The sequence below is a fragment of the Pseudacidobacterium ailaaui genome (assembly GCF_000688455.1).
GTDB lineage: Bacteria > Acidobacteriota > Terriglobia > Terriglobales > Acidobacteriaceae > Pseudacidobacterium > Pseudacidobacterium ailaaui.
Map to the genome: position 1 here is coordinate 531,637 of NZ_JIAL01000001.1, position 23,693 is coordinate 555,329.

The 23,693-nt window shown below is 58.0% G+C and carries 19 protein-coding genes and 1 tRNA gene; 12 read left to right on the forward strand and 8 right to left on the reverse strand.

The features are described 5' to 3' along the window. Window positions 1–25: 25 nt before the first annotated feature. From N655_RS0102485 to trpD, 4 genes are all read right to left on the reverse strand, one after another. On the reverse strand, window positions 26–223 hold the full coding sequence (locus tag N655_RS0102485; RefSeq protein ID WP_026441725.1) for a hypothetical protein: 198 nt from the start codon (window positions 221–223) through the stop codon (window positions 26–28). After that, window positions 220–1,071, reverse strand: a complete 852-nt coding sequence (locus N655_RS16930; RefSeq protein WP_049961205.1) for an acyltransferase — start codon at window positions 1,069–1,071, stop codon at window positions 220–222. Before N655_RS16930 ends, N655_RS0102485 begins: the two co-directional genes overlap by 4 nt. Window positions 1,072–1,185: 114 nt before the next feature. Beyond that, window positions 1,186–2,016: an SIMPL domain-containing protein gene (locus N655_RS0102495; RefSeq protein ID WP_049961206.1), complete on the reverse strand. Its 831-nt coding sequence runs from the start codon at window positions 2,014–2,016 to the stop codon at window positions 1,186–1,188. Window positions 2,017–2,056: 40 nt separating this feature from the next. Continuing rightward, window positions 2,057–3,088, reverse strand: coding sequence for an anthranilate phosphoribosyltransferase (gene trpD / locus N655_RS16935; RefSeq protein ID WP_044933848.1), 1,032 nt, complete (start codon window positions 3,086–3,088; stop codon window positions 2,057–2,059). An 83-nt stretch (window positions 3,089–3,171) separates the two neighbouring features. Between trpD and msrA the strand changes: the two genes are divergently transcribed. Continuing rightward, a complete protein-coding gene (gene msrA, locus N655_RS0102505) occupies window positions 3,172–3,645 on the forward strand; it encodes a peptide-methionine (S)-S-oxide reductase MsrA (protein WP_026441727.1) in 474 nt (157 codons plus the stop codon). Window positions 3,646–3,656: 11 nt separating this feature from the next. On the opposite strand, the gene N655_RS0102510 is transcribed toward msrA, so the two are convergent. Both N655_RS0102510 and N655_RS0102520 read right to left on the reverse strand, forming a co-directional pair. Beyond that, complete coding sequence (locus tag N655_RS0102510; RefSeq protein WP_026441728.1) at window positions 3,657–4,709, reverse strand: alpha/beta hydrolase; 1,053 nt, start codon at window positions 4,707–4,709, stop codon at window positions 3,657–3,659. A gap of 259 nt (window positions 4,710–4,968) precedes the next feature. Beyond that, complete coding sequence (locus N655_RS0102520; protein ID WP_026441729.1) at window positions 4,969–6,618, reverse strand: S41 family peptidase; 1,650 nt, start codon at window positions 6,616–6,618, stop codon at window positions 4,969–4,971. 366 nt (window positions 6,619–6,984) lie between these two features. Between N655_RS0102520 and N655_RS16940 the strand changes: the two genes are divergently transcribed. The 6 genes from N655_RS16940 to N655_RS16950 all read left to right on the forward strand — a co-directional run bounded on the left by N655_RS16940 (window position 6,985) and on the right by N655_RS16950 (window position 13,117). Continuing rightward, window positions 6,985–8,781, forward strand: a complete 1,797-nt coding sequence (locus N655_RS16940) for a peptidyl-prolyl cis-trans isomerase (RefSeq protein ID WP_049961207.1) — start codon at window positions 6,985–6,987, stop codon at window positions 8,779–8,781. Window positions 8,782–8,793: 12 nt separating this feature from the next. Next, the gene (locus N655_RS16945; RefSeq protein ID WP_044933850.1) at window positions 8,794–9,843 is read left to right on the forward strand and encodes a 3'-5' exoribonuclease YhaM family protein; all 1,050 of its coding nucleotides are present in this window, start codon (window positions 8,794–8,796) and stop codon (window positions 9,841–9,843) included. After that, the gene (locus tag N655_RS0102535) at window positions 9,797–10,177 is read left to right on the forward strand and encodes an EVE domain-containing protein (RefSeq protein ID WP_026441730.1); all 381 of its coding nucleotides are present in this window, start codon (window positions 9,797–9,799) and stop codon (window positions 10,175–10,177) included. The genes N655_RS16945 and N655_RS0102535 overlap by 47 nt, the downstream gene beginning before the upstream one ends. Window positions 10,178–10,285: 108 nt before the next feature. Beyond that, window positions 10,286–11,467 carry a chorismate synthase gene (gene aroC / locus N655_RS0102540; protein ID WP_026441731.1) on the forward strand — a complete coding sequence of 394 codons (1,182 nt, stop codon included), beginning with the start codon at window positions 10,286–10,288 and terminating at the stop codon, window positions 11,465–11,467. Between the two features lie 75 nt (window positions 11,468–11,542). Further along, a complete protein-coding gene (def, locus tag N655_RS0102545; RefSeq protein WP_026441732.1) occupies window positions 11,543–12,052 on the forward strand; it encodes a peptide deformylase in 510 nt (169 codons plus the stop codon). Window positions 12,053–12,343: 291 nt separating this feature from the next. Next, window positions 12,344–13,117 (forward strand): GvpL/GvpF family gas vesicle protein, encoded by a 774-nt coding sequence (locus N655_RS16950; protein WP_044933853.1) that lies wholly within the window; start codon window positions 12,344–12,346, stop codon window positions 13,115–13,117. A 138-nt stretch (window positions 13,118–13,255) separates the two neighbouring features. Here the strand turns inward: N655_RS16950 and N655_RS0102560 are convergent, their stop codons facing one another. Further along, the gene (locus tag N655_RS0102560; protein WP_049961208.1) at window positions 13,256–14,743 is read right to left on the reverse strand and encodes an outer membrane beta-barrel protein; all 1,488 of its coding nucleotides are present in this window, start codon (window positions 14,741–14,743) and stop codon (window positions 13,256–13,258) included. Window positions 14,744–14,959: 216 nt separating this feature from the next. On the opposite strand from N655_RS0102560, the gene alaS reads away from it, so the two are divergent. Beyond that, window positions 14,960–17,659: an alanine--tRNA ligase gene (alaS, locus tag N655_RS0102565; RefSeq protein ID WP_026441734.1), complete on the forward strand. Its 2,700-nt coding sequence runs from the start codon at window positions 14,960–14,962 to the stop codon at window positions 17,657–17,659. A 208-nt stretch (window positions 17,660–17,867) separates the two neighbouring features. Then, window positions 17,868–20,117, forward strand: a complete 2,250-nt coding sequence (locus tag N655_RS16955) for an N-acetylmuramoyl-L-alanine amidase (protein WP_049961209.1) — start codon at window positions 17,868–17,870, stop codon at window positions 20,115–20,117. Window positions 20,118–20,126: 9 nt separating this feature from the next. Here the strand turns inward: N655_RS16955 and N655_RS0102575 are convergent. Continuing rightward, window positions 20,127–20,203, reverse strand: a tRNA-Met gene (locus N655_RS0102575). Window positions 20,204–20,300: 97 nt separating this feature from the next. On the opposite strand from N655_RS0102575, the gene kdsB reads away from it, so the two are divergent. The 3 genes from kdsB to N655_RS0102590 all read left to right on the forward strand — a co-directional run bounded on the left by kdsB (window position 20,301) and on the right by N655_RS0102590 (window position 23,584). Further along, window positions 20,301–21,044, forward strand: coding sequence for a 3-deoxy-manno-octulosonate cytidylyltransferase (kdsB, locus tag N655_RS0102580; RefSeq protein ID WP_026441735.1), 744 nt, complete (start codon window positions 20,301–20,303; stop codon window positions 21,042–21,044). A gap of 213 nt (window positions 21,045–21,257) precedes the next feature. Beyond that, complete coding sequence (locus tag N655_RS0102585; RefSeq protein ID WP_026441736.1) at window positions 21,258–21,869, forward strand: FMN-dependent NADH-azoreductase; 612 nt, start codon at window positions 21,258–21,260, stop codon at window positions 21,867–21,869. 56 nt (window positions 21,870–21,925) lie between these two features. Beyond that, window positions 21,926–23,584, forward strand: coding sequence for a GH39 family glycosyl hydrolase (locus tag N655_RS0102590; protein WP_238324438.1), 1,659 nt, complete (start codon window positions 21,926–21,928; stop codon window positions 23,582–23,584). Window positions 23,585–23,693 lie beyond the last annotated feature (109 nt).

Consider the following 23,693-nt stretch of genomic DNA (forward strand, 5'->3'; position numbering starts at 1 on the left):
CTTGGTCCCTTGCTCCTGAATTCCTCTATTTCTTGAACGCCTGCCTGCGAAAATACACTCCGGCCGCAAGAAACAGCAGGGTGATGATCACCGCCCAAAAAGCATGTTGCCGAGTACCGGAGTAAAGTTGCAGCACCGCATCGAAGAACCAGGCCACGGCCCCGACAAACCAAACGAGATAAGCAAAACGCCCTCGCATGGCTTCAGGATATTGCCATCTCACTCGCAGTGTTCACCGGTGTCTGGCGGGCTGACATAGGTTTCCCGGTCAGCAAAGAGCTTTGCCTCGTCTTTTGTCCGGATCTGTCTGGCGGGAACGCCCCCCACAATACTGTGCGGAGGAACATCGCGTGTGGCCACGCCCATTGCGCCCAGCATGGCATCTTCGCCAACCCGCACCCCGGCCATCACAGACGCATGATACGTAATGCGGGCATATGGCCCGACTTCAGTCCTACGGTTTTCCACCACCAGCGGATCTTTTGGATCGTGGGCGTGCGAATAGACGGCCGCGTAATCTGAGATGGACGTCCCTTTGCGCAGGACCAGCTCGCCGCGATCATCCAGCATCACGTATTTGTGAATCACGCAGTCGTCTTCTATCGTGAGGTTGTAACCATAGCTAAACTCAACACCGTGAAAAATCTTTACGTTCTTTCCGATGTGCTTAAAAATGTGCTTGCCCAGCATGGCTCGGAAACGGAAACCCAGCCAGTGGTTCAAGGCCACAGGTGAGCGGTCAAACATCTGCCAGAAGTAAATGAGCGGCTTGATGCAAGCATATTTCTTCTGGTCAATGTCGCCGTAATACTCCGGCTCTAATGTGATATTGGCCGAATCCAGAGACAGCTGCAGAACATTGAAGGGCAGCTCGCTGGTAAGAGTAAAATTCAGCCGACCGCCTTTTGGCCTTCCCAGAAATAACTGATGCAGATTGTCGTGTACAAGCTCAGCGCGCAGCTCCGGCTTACGGTGCTTGGTAAATTCTTCGTCGAGATAGTGGATCCAGCGAAGAAAGACCTCTTCGGCTTCTTTACTCGGCCGTAGATCGCGATATTCATATCGAGGCATAAGGTCCCCTTGAATCCTGATTTTTCAGGATGACGCTGCGGAATGGCTCCAGTCAGCCTTGCCTGTGCTGGTCCGTCCATTCATCAGATGCGTCGTGTGCGGCGGCGTTGCAACTCACTCGATGGCAAACACCGCATAAACTGTTGCTGATTCTTCGATCTGTTGCGGGTTGATGGCCAGCGGCGCCACCTTTTCCGCAGCCAGCCTTCCTCCTCCTACTGCCATTGCCATCATGGCCATGGGCCTTACAGGACTCTCCGGCGCCTGATTACTGGCATAGATCAATCCGGCGAGCTTTACGTGTAACCCATCTGCCATTTGTTGTGCTACGGCCTGTGCTTTTCGAAGCGCATTCGCTGCGGCCTTCGCCTGAAGGCCATTCATGTCCTGATACTGCCAGTCGATCTGGCCGCTCTGGTTTGCTCCAGCTTCGATGGCGGAATGCAGTATTTTAGCTGCGTCCTGCGGTTTCGCTTTCACTTTCCACGACTGGTTCAGCACAAACCTTCTTTGCGCGCGTTCCATCTCCGATTCTTTCGGATCACGATCATTGTTCGGTGCGATGTTCTGGCTCTCGCTCTCGATGGACTTCTCCGCCACGCCGGCCTTTTTGAGTGCATCCAGAATGGCATTGGAGACTTTAGAGCCGTTGGCGTACGTCGTCTGCTCATCTGGTCCAAAGACCTGAAACCCGACGTGCACGACAGCCAGGTCCGCGTCCACAATGGCTTTGTCGCTGGCCGTAATGGCAATGGTGCGGTTGTCCTTGTTGACTTGAATGGTCTGGGCGCTGGCAGAGACTGCTGCCGCCAGTAACAAAAGATGTAAGCAGGACCATTTCTTCATACGCGCCTTTTCCTCCTGTGCTTTACAGCCGCACTGGCAAGTATAGTCGTTCAGGCTCAAGGCCGCAGGACCGCCGCTTTTGCCGGGAAGCGATCTCATCCTTCCTGCAGTCATACTGAGGCAGGCTTGCGTTTGCGATTCACCCGATGACCCTGGCCGAAAACTCGCGTAGTTTTTTGAGCGTCTCCAGCACCGCTCCGGAATCAATGGCTTCGGCCGCCCGCTCCACGCCTTCACGGAGATCGGAGGCGACCTTTCCTGTAACCAGGGCGGCCGCCGCATTCAGCAGCACAATCTCTCGCTTCGCGCCGCGTTCACCTGTAAAGATGCGCTCCAATACGACAGCATTTTGAGCGGCATCTTGCCCAGCGGCAAGCTCTGGCAATGTGGAACGCCGGACCCCGGCCTCCTCCGGAGTCATCGCAAACCGTCGCACCGGCGCCGTGCCCTGCACCTCAGCCACATAACTTGGTCCGGTGGTCGTCAGCTCATCCAGACCGTCGCTTCCGTGGACGACAAGCGCATGTCTCACTCGCAGCCGCTGCAGGGTCTCAGCCACCACATCCACGCGGTTTGCCGAAAAGACACCCATGACCTGCGCCCGTGCGCCCGCCGGGTTCGTCAGCGGGCCGGCCAGGTTGAAGATGGTGCGAAACCCCAGCGCGCGGCGGACCGGTGCCACCCGCTTCATCGCCGGATGCAGTGCCGGAGCATATAAAAACATGAAACCGGCCGTCCGCAGGGACTCCACAGCAAGCTCAGGAGGCAGCGCAACCGCCACTCCGAGCGCTTCGAGCACATCTGCTGACCCGCACTTTGACGTCACCGCTCGATTTCCGTGCTTGGCCACCCGGGCCCCTGCGGCCGCGGCCACCAGCGCCGCACCGGTAGAGATATTAAATGTGCCGCGATCATCTCCCCCGGTTCCACAAGTGTCGATCAGCCGCGCACGTTCTTCCTCGGTCAGCGGAACTGGCACCGACAATTCCAGCATGGCTTCGGCAAAGCCAGTCAGCTCATCCGCAGTTTCTCCGCGCTGCGCCATGACGGTGAGGAGGGCCGCAATCTCGGAATCCTTCACATCGCCGGTAAGTATCTCGTGCAGAACAGATCGCGCCTCTTCGCGCGTCAGCGCGCGATGCTCCTGGATGAGTTCTTTGCTCACAGACATCTAAGCTCATCGTATCGAAGTCTTTGCCGCACGGCTATGAATCGCCTGCCGACTTACCGTAATCTGATGAGTGGAGGTGTGTGATGGAAAAGGCAACATTCGGCGCGGGATGCTTCTGGGGTGTGGAGGCGCGCTTTGCCCAGGTCCCCGGCGTGGTGGAAACAGCCGTCGGATACGAGGGTGGAACGATGGAGCATCCCACTTACAAGGATGTTTGCACTGACCAGACCGGGCATGCCGAAGTCGTGGAAATTACCTTCGATCCCTCCCGGGTCAGTTATGAACAGCTGCTGGAAGCCTTTTTCTCTCTGCATGACCCCACACAGCTCAACCGGCAGGGACCGGACTGGGGCACGCAATACCGCTCGGTCATCTTCTTTCATTCTCCCCAGCAGGAGGCCGCTGCCCGGCGCATGATTGAAAAGCTTACGGAAGAAAAACGCTTCCCAAAACCGATCGTCACCCAGGTGGTTCCAGCCCAGACCTTCTGGCGCGCCGAAGAGTACCACCAGAGGTATCTGGAAAAACGCGGACTGGCCAGCTGCCACATCGGCTGAGTCTGCGCCGGTCACCTTCCCAGATGCGCATCAAAGAAGTGGGCCATGGTCTCATCGGCGTCCCGGGACTCAGGCAGGTCTACATCGTTCCAAAAGGCGTGCGGCAGGGCCTCATACACCACAAGCTGGGCCTCGACTCCCGCCTTCAGAAAGGCCTGGTGGAGAATGACGGTACCGCTCAGCAAAAGGTCCCGTGTGCTGGTCACAAACAGTGTGGGCGGCATCCCGCGCAGGTCGGCATAAATCGGGGAAAGCACCGGATCTTTTGCATCGTTCTTTGCCACATATTCCGGAAGAATCACGCTCTGCGCCGGCGGTGCAAGATGGCCGGAAAGCCCCTGCAGTCCAAAGATTGCCTGGGAGTCGCCGGGCTTGCTGAAGTCCCCCATGCCGGAAAAAATGCCCAGCGCCCCCGGCATCGGAAGTCCAAGCTGCTTGATCTTCGCTGCCGTCTCTGCCGTCAGAATGGCGCCCGCCGAGGTCCCATAAATGGCGATGTTCTTCGGTTTGTATGTCTTCAGCAGTTCCCGGTAGACGGAGATTGCATCCTCCACCGCAGCAGGAAATGGATTTTCCGGGGCAAGCCGGTATAACACGGCTACGACTTTGGTCTGCGTGATGTTGGCAATAGGGATGGTTTCGGTCAACGAACCAGAATCCACCATGAACGCGCCTCCATGCAGATTGAGCAGAATGCGGTCGCTCTTGCCGGCGCCGATCACAGGGGGCGTAATCATGCGGACCGGCACTCCGCCCATCGTTGCGCTGCTCACTGTCGCCGGATAGACCTGCCGGTAGGCCTCTCCCGCTTTGGCCTGCCATGCGTCGGTCTGTGCGCGCTGCTGGGCAATACTCAGGGCTTCGGCCGTGTCGGGAATCTGTCGCGCCAGAAACTTCTGCGCCTCTGCACTGACGGTCTGTGGCACCGGCACCACGCGTGTAACGTGCGCAGTTCCCTGAGCATCAATGAAACTTGTGTCTGTCTGTGGAACGGATGACGACTGGCCCTGAGCAGACCCGGCCCCAAGGCAGAGAAGAATTGCAAGCGCGCTGAAAGCTTTCATGCACGTCAATACATCACAAGAAAAACAATCTGTCGAGGGGTCCTATTTCCGAATTCGGCTTGTCTGCAATTCTCTGCTTCAGACACTGCCCCGCGGGGCAAAGTACCACTTGCGCTGGGAGGCGCCGGCATTCGACCCAGCACCATCAGCAGCCGCCAGCCTCGCCCGCCGCTGATTTCTCTCCGTCAAGAATGCAGGCGCAGCTCAGGAAGCTTTTCCGGCCTTGGGGGTCTGGTGTCTGCCGAGAGGATCCTCTCGGTTATTCGGTCTTGGTGCCAGCCGGCATGTTCTTTGCCGTCACCATTTTCTGTGAATCCAGCTTTTCGGCCGCCTCTTCCAAAGAAGCCGCCTGCGGCATATAGGTTAAAGCCTGATTGATCATCGGGTCCCAGGCGGCGCGGACCTTCAGGCCCTCCATCTGGCCAAAGACCGTGGTGAAGATCTCCGCCTTGATGTTGGTCTTGATCCAGTCCAGAACACCGTTAAATTCCTGGTCCGTAAAGGTGATGTCCTGGGAGCCAAGAAATTGCTTGAATTCACCGAGAACACGATCGTCCACCTGAAAGTCCCGGGTAACCTTGTGGTTCGGGTCTGCCAGATAGTGCCGGGCAAAATTAAAGAAGGAATAGTGCAGCGGAGACATCAGCACTTCCTGGAAATGCGTGGCCTTCGGTGTGTCGATCTTGACATCCGGAGTAATGCCACCCCCTCCATAGACCGTGCGCCCGGAATCGGTCAGTTTTACCTCGCGGTCTTTATTGTCCTGCGGCTGGTCGTGATTGTAGTAGTAATCGTAAAGAGAAACGCCGTTGTAATTGCGCTGGATCAACCTTCCGCTGGGCGTGTAGTAGTGGTAGGTCGTGAGTGCCAGGCCCGTGTTGTCGGAAAGTTGGTAGACCGTCTGCACGAGTCCCTTCCCGAATGTGGTCTCGCCCACAATCAGGGCCCGGTCGTGGTCCTGCAGCGCTCCGCTGACGATTTCCGCAGCAGACGCCGTCCCGTGGTTCACAAGAACGACGATCGGATAGGTCTTGCCGCCATTGCCGTGCATGGCATGATAGGTCTGCTCAGGATAAGCACGTCCGCGCTGGGAAACAATCACCTGCCCTTTCTTCAGGAACTTGTCACAGGTGGCCACCGCCTCGGTCAACAGACCTCCGGGATTGTTCCTCAGATCAATCAGCAGCCCTTTCAGGTCGGGACCAAAGCCGTCCAGAGCATCGGCGACCTCGCGCCCCGTGGTCTCCTGAAACTGGGTGATATGGATATATCCAATTCCCGGACGGATCCACTCCTTCAGGTCAATGCTCGGATGGGGGATCTCATCTCGCACCAGGTCAAAGGTGATCGGAGCAGCCACACCCTCACGCGAAACGGTCAATTTCACATGCGTACCCTTGGGGCCCTTCAGCATGTTGGCCACTTCTTCAGAACTCATCGAGTCGGTGCTCTTGTCATCCACTGAGAGAATGATGTCGCCCGGCCGCACACCCGCCTTGTAGGAGGGGGTGCCTTCATACGGGTAGATCACCACCACCTTTTGCACACCATTGATGAGTTGTGGCTGAATGGTCATGCCCACGCCGTAGTACTTTCCGTGCTGGTCCTCTTTCATCTTGGCGTAGGCCTTGGGATCATAAAAGCTCGAATGCGGATCGAGCGTGTGCAGCATCTCCGGAATCGCACCGTCATAGATGACCTTGTCCGGCATGTCGCCCGTCAGCGGTTCGGCGTAGTTCTGCGCCACCACGTCATAAACGCTGGTAAAAGTCTTCAGGCTGTCGCGGAACTGTGATTCATCATCGCTGGATTGCGCGCCAACCTTCTGGCTGATGACCATGCCGGCCAGACCACATGCGGAAAAGAAAACAGTGAGCGCGAAAACGGTACGGCGAGTGCGGGATGGCATGTATGCTTGGACCCTCAGGGTGTCCTGTGGAAAGTATAGCAAGGCTGCGGCCCGGCGCGTTCCTGGCTCCGGACTGCATGTTTGGGGCATCGATTCGGCCGAATGGTCCTCGCTACGCATCTGCCCCCAAACACGCTCGCCAGACAAGCTCACCGGATGTTTTTCAAGTTCGTCCAAAATAGCGGACCGGATCTTTCACGACCGCTGCTTCGGCAAATGCCGACGGATTTGGCTCTGATTTGGATCGGCAGCGCCCTTCGGCGCGCTGGCCCGCTTACCTGCTTCTGTTTAGAATAGTTTGCAGGCGCAACCGGACATTGTGGAGCAGACCCCCAGACGCTGCGCGCACCTGAATCGAGACGTATCATGATGAATTTCAAAACCCTTCCGTTCCCGGCTGCATTCCTGGCAGGGATCGCATTCCTGAGTGGGCCTTCCCTCGTCCTGGCCCAATCCAAACCCGCTGCACCGGCACAGGATTCGCCCTATCAGGGCACAGTGGTCGAGCGCATCATCGCCCGGGTCAACGATCAGGTCATTACCAATTCGGACTATCAGCGCGCGCGTCAGGAACTGGAAGCACAGGCCCGCCAGCAGGGATGGTCGCAGCAGCAGCTCTTTGAACAGGAACACAATCTCCTTCGTGACCTGATTGATCAGCAATTGCTCCTATCCAAAGGCAAGGAGCTGGGCATCACCGGAGAATCAGAGACCATCAAGCGCCTGGACGATATCCGGAAACAGAACCACCTGGACAGCATGGAGGACCTGCAGAAGGCCGCCGAATCGCAGGGTGTTTCCTTTGAGGACTTCAAGCAGCACATCCGCGAAGGCATCATCTCTTCGCTCGTCATCCGTGACGAGGTCGGCCGCCATCTTTCTGTCAGCCAGTCGGAGGTCCAGCAGTACTATGACCAGCACAAAGCCGACTTCGACCAGCCGGAACAGGTCCGTCTGAGCGAAATCCTTGTTCCTACCCCCAATCCAGATGACGCCTCCCAAGTCGAAGCCGCCCAGAAGAAGGCCGATGCCATTGAAGCCAAACTGAAATCGGGCGCAGACTTTGCAGAGGTGGCAAAGACTGAATCCGGCGGCCCTACAGCGCAGCAGGGCGGCGATCTCGGTGAGTTCAAACGCGGTCAGCTGGCCAAGGTCTTGGAAGACCAGACTTTTAACCTGAAGGCAGGCGAATACACACAACCGATCCGTACCAAGCAGGGCTTTGTCATCCTGAAGGTCACCGAGCACACCCCCGGTGGGATCCAGCCGCTCAAGGAGGTCGAGCCGCAGGTAGAGGACGCTCTTTACCAGCAGAAGATGGCCCCCGCTTTGCGTCAATATCTGACCCGGCTCCGCGAAGAGGCCTATATTGAGATTGATTCCCGGGACGGCTATGAAGACTCAGCAGCCACCCCGAATGAAACCCAGCCGACGACAACCTATAGTGCCTACGTTCCGCCGACCGGCAAAAAGAAAAAGCACGTAGAGCGCACACGCTTCCGCCAGAAGGGCCCGCGGCAGAAGCCGGAAACAGAAACCGCAAGCACGCCGGCCCCAGCCAATGCTCCTTCTCTGGCCCAGGTCCCGGGCGCAGCAGCTGCGGAGACAAACAATCCGCAGACCACTGCCGCGGCACAGCCTGCTCCTGCCCAGAAAAACAGCCAGGTGGCCAGCACCGGCGTAGAGAAACCGGGAAAGAAAGAAAAGATCCGCTTCGGTCAGGCTCCCCGCGAGACCCTTCCCTACTCTCCCACCCGGACTGAAGATGCAGGCGCAACTACAGAGACCGCCAGCAGCAACGTCCCTCGGAACCTTCAGGTGGTAGGCCCCAACGGAGAGGTCGAGGACCATACGACGCAGGAAAAAAAGGAGAAGTCCCGCTTCTCGGATCGCACGAAGCTGCCGAAGCAGAAAAAATCCAAAGACAAGACGGACCCGTTTGCTCCCGCTCCGGAGACGACCGATGAGCTTGCCACCCGCCAGACCCAGAGCACGCCGCTGGGCCTGAACGGCGATACCTCAAAACCAAAGAAGGAGAAACCCACGGGAAAGACGCGCCTTTCCGACAAGGCCAAGGAAAAGCCGGCCGACCAGCAGCAACAGCAGCAGGAGCAAACGCCTTCGGCGCCGCAGCCCTCGACGCAATCTTCTCAGCAGAAGTAGGCCGGTAGCGCCATGAAAGACCTTTTTGTCCACGACCTGACCAAGCAGGAAAACCAGGTCATCACCGGTTTTTTTGCTGTCGCGCAAAAGCAGAGGCGCACCACACGCGACGGTGCGCCTTATCTCGCCCTTCTGGTTTCTGATCGCACCGGACAGATCGAATGCCGCATCTGGGAAACAGCTTCCTCCGTTGCCGATTTTGAGCAGGGAGACGTCGTCAAGCTACAGGCGCAGGTCTGCCGCTACCAGGAAAAGCTCCAGCTCAAAGTAGAAAAGGTCCGGAAGGCGAAGCCGGAAGAATATGACCTGGGCGATTTTGTCCCTACCACCTCGCGCAACGTTGAAGATCTCTGGGCTGAGCTGAACCAATACGTCTCCAGCTTCACCAATCCACATCTTCACGCATTACTGCGCGCTTTTCTGGATGACCCGCAGATCGCCGAGGCGCTGCGCTCAGCGCCGGCCGCCAAGACCATGCATCATGCCTGGATCGGTGGCCTGCTGGAGCATATTGTCTCCCTGCTGGGCGTGGCCAGTGACATGGCCCTCCGCTATCCGGAAATCAACCGCGACCTGCTTCTTACCGGGGTCGTGCTGCATGACATTGGGAAGCTGCACGAACTGCGCTGGGGCACCGAGTTTGACTACACCATCGAAGGACATCTGGTGGGTCATATCGCCATCGGCCTCCGCATGGTGGAACAGAAGATTTCGGCCCTGCCGGATTTCCCCAGTCCCTTGCGGATTCTTGTCGAGCACCTGATTCTCAGTCACCATGGGAAATACGAATTTGGCTCTCCCCGGCTGCCGATGGTGCCGGAAGCCGTCATGCTGCACTACCTGGACGATCTCGACGCCAAAATGCAGACCCTTCGCAGTGAGTTCCTGCGTGCGGAAGCCAATGGACGCGCGCCGGGACAAATGACAGAATGGGTACGCGCCATGGAACGCCCCTTGCTGAATACTGCCCAGTACCTCGCAGAGCAGCAGTCCAGGCCTGCGCCGGAGGAAGCCGATGCATTACCTGCTCAAGACGGAACCGGAAACCTATTCCTTTTATGACCTTGAACGTGAAGGCGAAACCGTGTGGGATGGCGTGACCAACCCTGTTGCGCTGAAGTTCCTCCGTAGTATGCAGCCCGGAGAGAAACTCGTCATCTACCACACCGGAGACGAACGCACCGCCGTGGGTACCGCCATTGTCGTTTCTGTGGATGCGGACAATCCCCGGTCCCCTGTCGTCCGCATCAAGGCCGGAAAGAAAATCAAAACGCCCCGCACCTTGGCCGAAATCAAGGCCCACAGGCTCTTTGCGGATTCGCCGCTTGTCCGCCAGGGCAGACTGTCAGTCGTTCCCCTCAATGATGCCCAGTATGCATGGCTGACCAGTGAATAAAAGCCGCGGGGTATCGATTCTGCTCCTGCAAAAGGCCCTTTGCTGCTCTTGCCTGGTCCGGGACCAGGTCTTTCTCTGCGCTACAATCAGAAGTGGCACAGCACGCAAATGTTACGTTTCTCTACCGCAGGTGAATCACACGGCGAGAGTCTGATTGCCTTGGTTTCCGGGCTTCCGGCCGGCATTGAAGTAGACCTCAGCTTCATCAACCGTGAATTATGGCGACGCCAGCAAGGCTACGGCCGCGGCGGACGTATGCGCATTGAGCAGGACACGGCCCACATTCTTTCCGGGGTCCGCCACGGCAAGACCATCGGCTCTCCTGTCGCCATCGAAATTGAAAACCGCGACTGGAAGAACTGGACCGAAGTGCTTCCGGTAGACAAGGGCGATCCGGCCAAGCACAAAGCCGTTGCCTCTCCGCGCCCCGGCCACGCCGATCTTGCCGGCGCACTCAAGTATGACTTTCCCGATGCCCGCTATGTGCTCGAACGCGCCTCGGCCCGTGAGTCCACGGCCCGCGTCGCCGCTGGGGCCCTGGCCAAGTTGTTGCTGCTCTCTCTGGGAATCGATGTAGCCAGCCATGTCATCCGCGTTGGTCACGCCGAATTGGAACGCGATGCTTGCTGGGAGGAGATTGCCGCGCTCCGCGGCAAGGAGGAAGTCCTGCTGGGCTGCGTAGATCCGGAAGCCGAAGCGCGTATGAAGGAAGAAGTCGATAAAGTGCTGCGCACCGGGGATACCGTCGGCGGGGTCTTTGAGGTGGTCATTCACAACGCACCAGCCGGCATCGGTACCCACGCCAATTGGGACGAGCGCCTGGATGGCATCCTTGCCCAGGCCGTCATGTCGCTCCAGGCCGTCAAGGCCGTAGAAATCGGACGCGGAGTCACCGCCGCTGAATCTTTTGGCTCTGAAGTGCATGACGCTATTGGATACGCCAGCAGCCTGCCTGCCGGGGCGCATACTCGCTTTACTCGTGAGCGCAACAATGCCGGTGGCGTCGAAGGAGGCATCTCCAACGGAGAAGACATCATCGTGCGCGGCTATCTGAAGCCCATTTCCACCCTGCGCCGCCCACTGCAGTCTGTGCGCTTCGACACCCGCGAAGTGACCAAGGCGGCCTACGAACGCAGCGACGTCTGCGTTGTCCCCGCTGCCGGTGTGGCGGCAGAGGCGATGGTGGCACTGGCCTTTGCGCGGCTGGTCCTCGAAAAGTTCGGAGGAGATTCGTTGCGCGAGCTGAAGCGTAACTATGATGGTTACATAGAGCAGATTCGCGCTTATTGACCTTGCACCCGCTCGGAACAGAGGCCGGGCGAAACCATGATCCAGCGGCTGCCGCGAAAGCAAGAATTGAAGTAGATGATTCGACCCATCGTTAAATATCCTGATCCGGTCCTTCAGCGTCGCACGGAACCCGTTACCGAGTTCAACAATGAGTTGCGCGCTCTGGTGGATGACATGTTTGAATCCATGTACGCCGCGCAGGGAATCGGCCTGGCCGCACCCCAGATTGGCGTGCCGAAACGCCTTACCGTCATCGATTTAAGCCTGGGGAAAGACCCGAAAGAGAAGATCGTCCTGGTCAACCCTGAAATCATCCATAAAGAAGGCAGGCAGGTCGAGGAGGAAGGCTGTCTGAGCCTCCCGGAGATCCGTGAGAAGGTCTCACGGGCCTATAAGGTGCGCGTCCGCGCCCAGGACCTCGATGGAAATTGGTTTGAGCTCGACGGAGAGGAGCTGCTTGCCCGCGCCTTCCAGCATGAAATTGACCACCTCGATGGCATCCTGTTCATCTTCCGGATAAGCGCATTGAAGCGCGACCTCATCCTGCGCAGGATCCGTAAACTGCAGCGCGCAGGCGAGTGGTAAAACTCGGCATCTCACCCACAAAAGAGGAGCATCTGGTGGCTGAGTACCTCTATTTTTCATATTGAGAAAATAGATTTCTATTTCATAAAAACAAAATCTGGCCTTTCGGCTAACCTTTTCATTTTTATCCCCTGAAAAAGTTGCCAGTTGTTCCTCCAGAGGACTAGGATACGTGTCAGTTCGGGGTAGTCTGGGCAGTTTCTGACACACCAGAACAATGCAGCAGTTGAATCGTTTCACAGGTGCCAATGTAATCCCACTTCAACAAGCCAGTGTACGGAGCGATTTTTTATGGCATGGTATGCCTACTGCATTACAGAGAAGCAAGCCTTTCCTGAACTCCTTCGCCATCGTAAGCCCATTCCTTTTGAGTCTGTTTCCGGAATTGCTGGAAACCAGGTTTTTCTCTATCCGGCCAGCGATCTGGCCGTCATCGTCAGTGAACATTGTCCGGAAGACACGCAGCACGAACGTGCAGCCCTGGAGCATGCTCGCGTGATTGCAGATTGTTTCAAAACATCCACCGTCCTTCCCTTCCGCTTTGGCACTGTCTTTGCCGACGACGATAGCCTTCGTCGGTCGATCCGTTCTAATCAGCGCCAGTTCCTCACCAACATTGAGCGTCTCCGTGGCAAGGCCGAAATGCACCTGAAGGTGGTGCTGGATGATTGCTGCCGCGAACAGATTCGCGCTTATGCCCACACCCAGACTGGACCTGGTCGCGAATATCTGGCGCAGCTGCGTGAAAACGCCACGCTGCAACGGGAGCGCCAGACCAAAGCACGCGCCATCTCAGTCCAGATGCACCGCATGTTTTCCCCTCTGGCCGAGGAGATTACCTGCCGCCGCATGGATTCCGGCAAGATGCTGCTCGATATCGCCCATCTGATTGAGCACAAGTCGGTAGAGCGCTATCAGAACAAATATTCCAGCGCGCTGCAACTGATGAAAGATTGCCAGATGCAGCTCTCCGGCCCCTGGCCACCCTATCACTTTGTACACCGGCTCACGACGCGCCATCACCACCAGGGACACCCGGCGGTCCCGCAGCCGGCCCATGCCTGAAAACAAAAAACCCCGGCGGACCCACGAACCGCCGGGGTTCTCTCTTCTGGAGCAGAGATCGAATCAGCCTGATCAGCGCTCGACCTCTGTTTACAAAGACGCAGACAAACCAAAAATGTTTACGAAAAATGCGTCTGCCTAAAAATGCCAGATGAGGTCTCCCGCAAACGTAAGCTGGGTTGATTTCGTCGGCGCTCCTCCCGTAGGAGCATCATAGGCGGGCTTGTCATAAGAGTGCTCCAGCCGTAGCTCCGGCCGGAAGGTCACTGTACTTCCAACCCAGTAATTGAACCCCAGCAGATGCTCGCTGTACTTTGTCGCCGTACCGGTGCGCTGGCCCCGGATGTCATCCAGAAATTCATTGCGGATGGTCATCGAAGTATGATGATGGTTCCATTCATGCTCGATGTAGTTCACCACCGCCCAGTCAGGAGCATAACAGTGAGTGGCAGCAGGATTACACTGCGCGCCATTGGCACCCGGAATTAGAGAAGGAGAGTGGATCTCTCCGGCATTGGCCCCGATGTTCGCCCCCGGTCCATCGCTGATGCAGGGGTCCAACCCGTAACACAGGTTGGGCACATCGCGCTCATACTGGTACCACCCTTCCGTGGCCGTGTGCCAGCTTGCATTGAATTTGTGATAGTAGGTGAGGTAATACGCTGAAACATTGTTGTACGAGTACTTTGCCGAGTTCAGCGAGTTTGCGCAGAAGTAGAGATTGTCGCCCCCCGTATGCCAGGTGTATGCCGCACAGGCATTTCCCGTCAGCTTGGCATACTTCGTCCAGGGAGCGGCCTCGCATCCGGCCGAAACACCTCCCTGCACTGTCCAGTGCTGGCTTAGCTTGGTGGTCACATTCACGCCGTGCTGTGTGTAACAGTCATAGGTATAAAGCAAGGAATGGCTGTAGGTGTAATTATTGGGAGCAAGCTGCGCTTCAATATCAGGCAGAGAAATATATCGTCCTACACGGACATCCGTCCCTTGCCCGAGATGCGGCAGATAAAAATCCAGGTAGTACATCACCGGGTCGTATCCATACGTATTGTTGCTCTTGAGCAGCTGCTGGCTGAAAACGCCATACGCCGTTGTATAGCGATAATCCAGCCCATAGATGCTGGCGAAGCGGAATCCCCAATCAAAGTGCTCCTTCTGCACCGTGTCCGGCAGGCGCTCAAAGTACAGGGCCGCCTGGTCCAGCTGGACCGAGTTGGGGACCACGTCGTAGGCCGCCGGAGCATTGGCAAATTTGCCCTTGTTTGATGTGCTGGCGTTGTAGCCAAAATCGAACCATCCGTAAATCTTGAAGCGCGTCTCATTCTGATTGACCGCCTGCATCAGCATATAGGTCTGGTAATCGGGCGCGCCAATCACAGGAGTGCCTCCAATCGGCCAGTCTGCCGATGGAAACGGAGGTGAATTGAGCGGAGCTGGCGTTCCTCTGCGCTGCGGCTCCGGAGCGGGTGGCAGATTGCTGGAGCTCGCCGTCCAGTCATCCAGATATGCGTGTCCCAACCGTGTCCAGAAACCCTGGCTCTGCGTGGATCGGCCCGTATCCTGCGCAAAGGCCTGCAGGGAAAACATGGCCACCAGTAAAAAGATAAGCGATGATTTTTGTCCCATAATTCTCACTGTTGTCACCGGGATTGAGACTATGGGACGGACCATAAGCATGGACTAAGCGAGGCATAAACAGTCCATAAAGGACCAAAGAATGGCAGCGCTGCCAACGCCAGAATCCGCCTGCCGTGCCGCAACGGGGCCGCAACTTTTCCGCAGTCCGCGTAGAGCTGGGCACGTACCGGAGAAGGCGGCCTCATCCGTTGATAGACTCAAAGTATGCAATCCCGTTCCGGTAACGAAATCCGAGAGATGTTTCTGCGTTTTTTTGAGACGAAGGGCCACCGCCGCGTGCATTCGTCTTCTCTGGTCCCTGCCAATGACCCCACTCTGCTCTTCACCAACGCTGGCATGAACCAGTTCAAAGATGTCTTTCTCGGGTTGGAGCAGCGTGACTACTCCCGCGCCACCACTTCACAGAAGTGCGTCCGTGCCGGTGGCAAGCACAATGACCTGGAAAACGTCGGCTTCACGCGCCGCCACCATACTTTCTTCGAGATGCTGGGCAACTTCAGCTTTGGCGACTACTTCAAGAAAGAAGCCATTGCCTATGCCTGGGAGCTGGTCACCTCGCCGGAATGGTTCGGCATCCCTAAGGACCGTCTTTACGTGACCATCTTCAAGGGTGAGAACGGTGTCCCGCGTGACGAGGAAGCCTACAATCTGTGGCTCGCACAGGGAGTACCCGCCGACCGCATCCATGAATACGGCATGAAGGACAACTTCTGGCAGATGGGCGACACCGGCCCCTGCGGTCCCTGTTCGGAGATCTTCTATGACATGGGCATCGAGGCCAGCGAGACCGGAGAAGACAGGCCCTTTGGCCAGGACGATTCGCGCTACGTCGAAATCTGGAACCTGGTCTTTATGCAGTTTGACCGTAATGCCCAGGGCGAATTGAACCTGCTGCCCAAACCTTCCATTGATACCGGCGCCGGTCTTGAACGCATGGCAGCCGTGCTCCAGGGAAAGATCTCTAATTTCGAGACCGACTTGTTCACGCCGCTGATTGAGCGGGCAGCGGAGCTGACGGGGCATTCAGCCGGTAACCCAGCGGCCCGGCAAACCAACGGTTCTGTTCTGACCGGCAATGCCTCGCTGCGCATCATCGCCGACCACGCCCGCGCGGCCACTTTTCTCATCTCTGACGGCGTTCTCCCTTCCAATGAAGGTCGCGGTTATGTGCTGCGCAAGATCCTTCGCCGTGGCATCCGTCATGGCCGTCTGCTTGGGCAGGAGAAGCCCTTCATGTGCCAGATGGTCTTCGCCGTCCGCGATGAAATGCAGAACGCTTATCCCGAGCTAAAGGAAAGCGCAGACCGCGTCTCCAAGGTCATCGAGGCCGAAGAGCGGCAGTTTGCGCGGGTGCTTGAGGTGGGATCTCGCCAGCTCCAGTCGGCCCTGCAGCAAGGTTCTCTGGATGGCAAGACCGCTTTCCATCTTTACGAGACGTACGGCCTGCCCCTTGACTTCATGATGGACGCGGCCCGCGACGCAGGGGCCCACTTCGACCTCGAAGGCTTTGAGCGCGCACGCGCCGAAGAGCAGGCCCGTGCCCGCGCTTCCTGGAAGGGCGGAACGAAGCAATCGGCCAACCCGGTCTTCCGCGAGCTGCCTAAAACCGAATTTGAAGGCTATCGCCAACTCACCTCCACCGGATGCGAAGTCCTCGCCATCATCAAAGACGGGCAGGGCGTACCGTCGGCAAGTCCTGGCGATACAGTGGAAGTCGTGCTCGACCACACCAGCTTCTATGCTGACTCTGGCGGACAGATTGGCGACCACGGCTGGCTCTATTCCGAGGATCACAACTCCGTCGTTGCCGATGTGAGCGGATGCACCAAGCCCGTCCAAGGCATCTTCGCCCACAAGACCGTGCTGCGCCAGCCGCTGAAGTTGGGCGACAAGGTAGATACAGTTGTAGATGGCAATTTCCGCGCTGCTGTGCGCCGCAACCATACAGGGACACATTTGCTCCATGCCGCGCTGCGCGAAGTGCTGGGAAAACACGTCAAACAGGCCGGCTCTCTCGTCGAACCGAACCGTCTGCGCTTTGACTTCTCGCACTTTACTTCGATTGCCGACGAAGAGCTTCAGGACATCGAAGACCTCATCAACAAAGAGGTTCTTGCCAACACCCCGGTCCAGACCCTGGAAGACGTGCCCATCGATGTAGCCATCAATGAGTACCATGCGATGGCGCTCTTTGGCGAAAAGTACGGCGAGAAGGTGCGCGTGGTGAAGATCGGCGACTTCTCCACCGAGCTCTGCGGTGGCACACATACCGGCGCGACAGGCGAAATTGGCGTGGTCAAACTGCTTGGCGAGGGCAGTGTGTCCTCCGGTGTGCGCCGCGTCGAGGCCGTCACCGGATTTGGCGCCTTGCACGAGTTCCGCCGCGACTTTGCCGTCGCGCAGCTTGCTTCGCAGCTTGCTCCCAATGTTGATCTGTCTCCTGCAGAAGCACTTCGGCAGAGGCTCTCCGCGCAGGAAGAAGAACTCAAAAAGCTCCGCCGCGAGCTGGAGCAGATGCGCATGAAATCCGCCGCTTCCGCCGTGTCCGACGCCGCCAGCCAGGCCATCGAAGTCAACGGAATCAAAGTGCTGGCCCAGCGCGTGGATTCCCTGGACCGCGGACAGATGCGCACCCTGGTAGACAATCTGCGCCAGAAACTCGGCTCTGGAGTGGTCGTGCTTGGCTCCGCGCAGGAAGAAGGCAAGGTGGCGCTGATTGTCGGCGTGACGAAAGACCTCACCGGAAAAGTACAGGCGGGCAAGCTGGTCGGCCAGATTGCAAAAATCGTCGGCGGTTCCGGAGGTGGACGGCCGGACATGGCCGAAGCCGGCGGCAAGGACGCAGCGCAGCTGGATGCCGCCCTGCAAAGTGCTTCAAAAATCGTCGCCGAGCTCGCTGGGTGAAGATGATCCTCTGGCTGGACCATCAGGCATAGGTCCGGTGGTTCAGTCGCGCAGTGTAGCCAAGACCTGTGGGAGGACCCTTGTTCTACCTTGAACTTCGGTTTCCATCCTGGTTTCCTCCCTTTCAGTTCTGTTTTTCTTCGATTGCTCCGGCCTTCCGCCCCACCTATAATCAAGATGTCTCTGGCGTGTGCCTCTGAAACTGCTTATGCCGCATCCTTACCGAACTGGAGGACGCACGCTTTTTTTGTGCCTTCTGCTGGCCTGCGCGTCTTCAGCATTTGCGGCACAGCATACGCCACTTTCTCCTTATGAAAAGGCCCAGCGAATGCGCGAAGCGCTCGAAGGCCGTCCGGAGCAGCAGCGTACCCGTCGCGATTACGAGCGGGTCCTGAATGCCTATCGCTCCATCTATCACAGTGACCCGGCCTCGCCCAAGGCAGACGCCAGCATCTCCGCAGTGGCGGAACTCCTCGCCGAACAGGGACGCATCTTTCAGGACGAAAAATCGCTGCATGACGCCATCGGACAATACGAGTTCCTGCGCAAGCAGTATCCTGCCAGCCGCTTTCGTTACAGCGCCCTGCTGACTGAAGGTGAAATTTATCTGCACGATCTCGATGACCGCGCCAGCGCAAAGGCAGTCTTCCAGCAGTTTCTCCGGCTTTACCCCAAAAACTCTCTGGCCGAGCAAGCACGCCAGGAGCTGAGCAACATCCACAAACAGGAAATTGCTGCCAAGCACAGGAAACCAACCTCGGCGCAGGCGAAACAATCGCCCGGAGCAAAGCCGCTCGAAAAACCGCCATCAACTCCTGAGGCAGAAAACGCCTCTGTACGGAGCACAGGAGACCTTTCCAGGCCCCAGCCTGCTGCTGCAACCGATTCCCGGCGCGCACAGGAACCAGCAGAGGGGCCCAGGCTCAGTGACGCCGCCATGAATGCGCCTCCGCCACCGCCGCGCAAGGGCAGGCTGCCTCTTGTTACCGGTATCCGCCACTGGTCGACCCCTGTCTACACAAGGGTCGCAATTGACCTACAGGATGAGGTGCAATACGAGGCGTCGCGTGTGCCGGACCCGGACCGCATCTTCTTTGATCTGCATGGGGCCCGGCTGGCTCCGGAGCTGGTCGGCAAGTCCGTTGAGGTCACCGATGACGGATTTCTGAAGCGCGTCCGCGCTGCGCAGTTTTCCAATGACGTCACGCGCATTGTGCTTGACGTCAGCGACGTCAGCGAATACTCGGCCTTTCTGCTGCCCAATCCCTGGCGCCTGATTATTGACGTCCACGGCAAAAAACCAGGGACCGCGCCGCTGGCCGCCTCGGCACAGCCGGCTCAGAACTCCCCCTCCGGCCAGCCCTCTCGCACAGAGGAACATCCTCCCGCTCCGCAAATCGCAGCCCAGAAGAAGCCCCTCCCCTCGCCCTCTCAGCCTGCGCCTTCAACGCCAGTACAACAGCAGGACAGCTCTTCGGCAAAAGACATTGCTGCACTGGACCGGCAGCCAAATCGCGTCAAGGCCACCAGACATCCTACGACAGCACCGGTCGTGCAGACGGTTGCAGGTACAAAGCCGGAAGAGCAGCCCAATGAATGGGAAGCCCTGCGCAACACTCCGCCTCCACAACCTGCGAAAAGGAGCGGCAAAGCCACGCGCACGGCCGATGCCAATGCCTTACCTGCGCACGAAGCCCAACCCACGGCCACCGGAGAGCGCTCCATGGTGCGTGCCCTGGGCCTGAAGATCGGTCGCATTGTCGTCGACGCCGGACACGGCGGACACGATTCCGGAACGCTCGGCCCCGGCGGCATTGAAGAGAAGGACGTCGTGCTCGATGTGGCCCTCCGCCTGGGAAAACTGCTCCGGCAGCGCCTGGGGGCTGATGTGATCTACACGCGCGACGATGACACGTTCATTCCGCTCGAAACGCGCACTGCAATTGCCAACAAGGCACAGGCCGACCTGTTTATCTCTGTCCACGCCAACTCCAGCCAGGACCCTTCAGCACGCGGCGTGGAGACCTATTATCTCAACTTCACGACCTCTGCTGACGCGCTTGAGGTAGCGGCCCGCGAAAATGCCGTCTCTGACCAATCCATTCACCAGCTCTCTGACCTGGTAAAAAAGATCGCCCTCCAGGACAAGATCAGCGAATCGCGCGAATTTGCTACGGACGTGCAAGAAAGCCTCTTTGCCGGGCTGCAGAGCGGCAATCCTGGATTGAAAGACCGCGGTGTGAAAAAGGCGCCGTTTGTGGTCCTGATTGGCGCAAACATGCCTTCGATCCTGGCGGAAATCTCCTTCCTCACCAATCCCGACGACGCCCGCGAACTGCGCGACCCGGAGTATCGCCAGCGCATCGCTGAATCGCTTTATCGAGGAGTGGCCCGCTACGTCAGCAGCCTGAGCGGTGTGCGCATCGCACAGAATGAATCGCATTCATCGGGAAACTGAGATTGCCTCTGGTGGCGGCGGGTGGGATCGAACCACCGACCTTAGGGTTATGAATCCTACGCTCTAACCAACTGAGCTACGCCGCCAATTTCCTTGGGGAAGCTGCTGAACAGCAGCCAGTTTCTATGATACGGGCGATGCCGCAGCGGGTCAAACCTTTACACTCTTCTCAAGGAGACTGTTTTGCAGAAAAAAGAACGCATCCTGGGCGTGATTCCCGCGCGGCTTGCCTCTACCCGCCTGCCGCGCAAGGTGTTGCGCGAAATTGCCGGAGAGCCGATGCTTGCCTGGGTCTATCGCGCGGCCCGTTCCTGCTCCCGTCTGGATGAACTCCTGATTGCCACCGATTCGGATGAAGTCATGGAATTTGCGCATTCACGCAGCTTCCCGGCCATCTTTACTCCCGCCGATTGCGCCAGCGGGTCTGATCGCGTCCATGCTGTCGCCCAATCCATTCCCGCAGATATCTATGTAAATATCCAGGGCGACGAACCCATGCTGCGGCCAGAACATCTGGAAGCATTATTGCAGCCCATGACGCGGCCTGAGGTCGAAGTGGCCACCATCTCCACTCCCTGTCCCCCGGAACGGATCGAGGACCCCAACACTGTGAAAGTCGTCACCGCTGCAGATGGCCGCGCGCTTTACTTTTCCCGCGCCGCCATTCCCTTTGACCGGGACCGGTCCGGGACCGTGGCTTACCAGAAACACCTTGGCCTCTATGCCTACCGGAAAAGCGCACTCCATCGCTTTCCCACCCTGCCTTCCAGAAGGTTGGAGCAGGCGGAAAAATTGGAGCAGCTGCGCTTTCTTGAAAACGGCATCTCCATCTATGTGACCTCCCAGCCCTATGACACGATTGGCGTCGATACGGAAGAAGACCTCCGGGCAGCCGAACCATTCCTTTTACAGCGGCGGCCCTCCTAGCCGCCGAAATTTGCTGCATCCCCCTACTCTGCTGCTGAATCATATTCGTTTGAACGGATAATTTATTCGTTCAAACACTTGTTTGGTGCTGGCCCCGCTGGCCTAGGAGTGTCTTCCAGCCCGGAGGACCCCTCAAGAAAACCAGCCTGCCCCTATCGAGCTCGTATCAGGCCGGGCGTTATGGCAGCAGCAAACCTTTCAGGGAGCATAAAAATGGCGAACCTTCTGTTGATTGAATCCAGTCCCCGCGCGGCTTCGGTTTCCAGCGCCGTGGCGGCCGAATATGTCGCGAAATGGCAGCAAAAACATCCGGATGGCAAGGTGGTGCGTCGCAATGTTGCAGTCAACCCTATGCCTCACATTACGGAGGCATGGATTGCAGCGGCCTACACTCCGGCCGAAGCCCGCACCCCGGAGCAGCAGCAGCTACTGGCGCTTTCTGACACATTGATTGACGAGCTAGAGGCGGCCGACACCATTGTCATTGCCGCGCCCATGCACAATTTCGGCATCTCGGCCCACCTGAAGACCTGGATTGACCAGATTGTCCGCCCAGGCCGCACCTTTGCCTTCGCAGCAGAAGGCTTCAAGGGCCTTCTGGACGAGAACAAAAGGGTCATCGTGGTGATGTCTCGTGGAGGGGCCTATACTGGCAGCTCTCCTTACAATTTTCTCGACCAGCAGGCACCCTATCTTCGCACTGTCCTTGGCTTCATCGGCTTAAAGGCGATTGAATGGGTGTATGCCGAAAACCAGAGCCGGGGACCGGAGGCCGCCGAACAGGGCTTCCAGGCGGGCGTCGCGTCCGTCCTGGCGCTGGCATAATCTGCAGGCGGTGGCTGCGGACCCAGCGGGCCACCGCGCTGTGCTACCCTTCGGACGTGGCCGCTCTGGATGGATGGAAACGCAAAATCTCTGCTCTGCTTCTCTTTTCTTTCTTTGCTTTGTTGTTAAAAGCGCAGGACCGTCCCGTCACCATTACCGTCCACGCAGACCAGAGCGAAGGCCCTTATACTCCCATCTGGAACTATTTCGGCGCGGATGAGCCCAACTACGTCTATGCTGCAAATGGCCTGAAGCTGCTCCGGGAGTTGGGCCATCTGGGCCCTGTGCCCGTCTACTTCCGGACGCACAATCTCTTTACTACAGGCAATGGGGAAGCCTCTCTAAAATGGGGCTCTACCAATGTGTATACGGAGAAGTCCGACGGCACTCCCGTCTATGACTGGACCATCACAGATAAAATCTTCGACGCATTCCAGACGGCGCACATTCGTCCACTGGTTGAGATCGGCTTCATGCCGGAAGCGCTCTCTACCCACCCTGAGCCGTACCGCCATCACTTCCCTCATGGCGATGTCTTTACAGGCTGGAGTTATCCGCCCAAAGACGAGGCCAAATGGAGTGCGCTGGTGACCACCTACGTGAAGCATCTGCGCCAGCGCTATGGAGACAGCATCCATACCTGGCTATGGGAGGTCTGGAATGAGCCGGACATTGCCTACTGGCACGGCACGCCAGAAGAATACGACAGGCTTTACGACACGACTGCTGCCGCCATCCGCCAGGTACTGCCTCAAGCCAGAATTGGCGGGCCGGAAGTAACAGGGGTCCGTCCGGGAAGGTCCGAAGCCTTCCTGCGGCAGTTTCTCGAACACTGCGCCAGCGGCAGGAACTACGCCACTGGAAAACTGGGCGCGCCCCTCGATTTCATCAGCTACCACCCCAAGGGCAGTCCGAAGTTTATCAACGGACATGTACAGATGGACATCGGCGAACAACTGCGTGCGGTGGATTACGGCATGAGAGTCATCGCCTCCTACCCGCAATGGAAGAACACTCCCATCATCCTGGGCGAATCGGACCCAGAAGGATGCGCTGCATGCAAAGGTAGCCAGAACGGCTACAGAAATGGTCCCCTTTACGGCGTCAGCGTGGCGGAGGCGATAGCCCGGACCTACGAACTCGCCCGGAAAAACAACCTGCACATCGAAGGAGCCGTCACCTGGGCATTTGAATTTGAAGACCAGCCCTATTTCGCTGGCTTCCGCGAGCTGGCGACCCACGGCATCGATAAGGCCGTGATGAACGTCTTCCGCATGTACGGCAAACTGGCGGGAAACTGGGTGCAGGTGGAAAGCACGGGCGCTTTGCCTGTCGAAGAGGTCCTTGAGCACAGCTTGCGTGGGCAGCCGGACATCAATGCCGTTGCTACACGACATGGCCATGAGCTGAACGTGCTCCTGTGGAATTACCACGACGATGATGTGGCTGCTCCCTCCACAGACATTGTGGTTTCTGTCTCCGGGCTTCCGGCCCGTGGAGTACGTGTCCAGGAATTTCGCATGGACCGGGACCACAGCAATGCTTATGCGGTCTGGCAGGCAATGGGCAGCCCGCAGCATCTGACGGCGGCGCAGCAGCGGCAACTGATACGTTCTGGCAAATTACAGATGGCAGAACAGATACGGCTTCAGAATGCAGTCCTGCGCCTGGCCCTGCCGCGCCAGGGGGTCGCCCTGCTTCATTTTTCCTGGTAGGCCGCACCTTCGAGGACAGGCCGATCGTCGCGCCGGCAGGACTTCGCAGCCAGGACGCGCCAGGACAGGACCGCACCATACAACGTCTCTGCGAAAGCTCGGCAAAAAC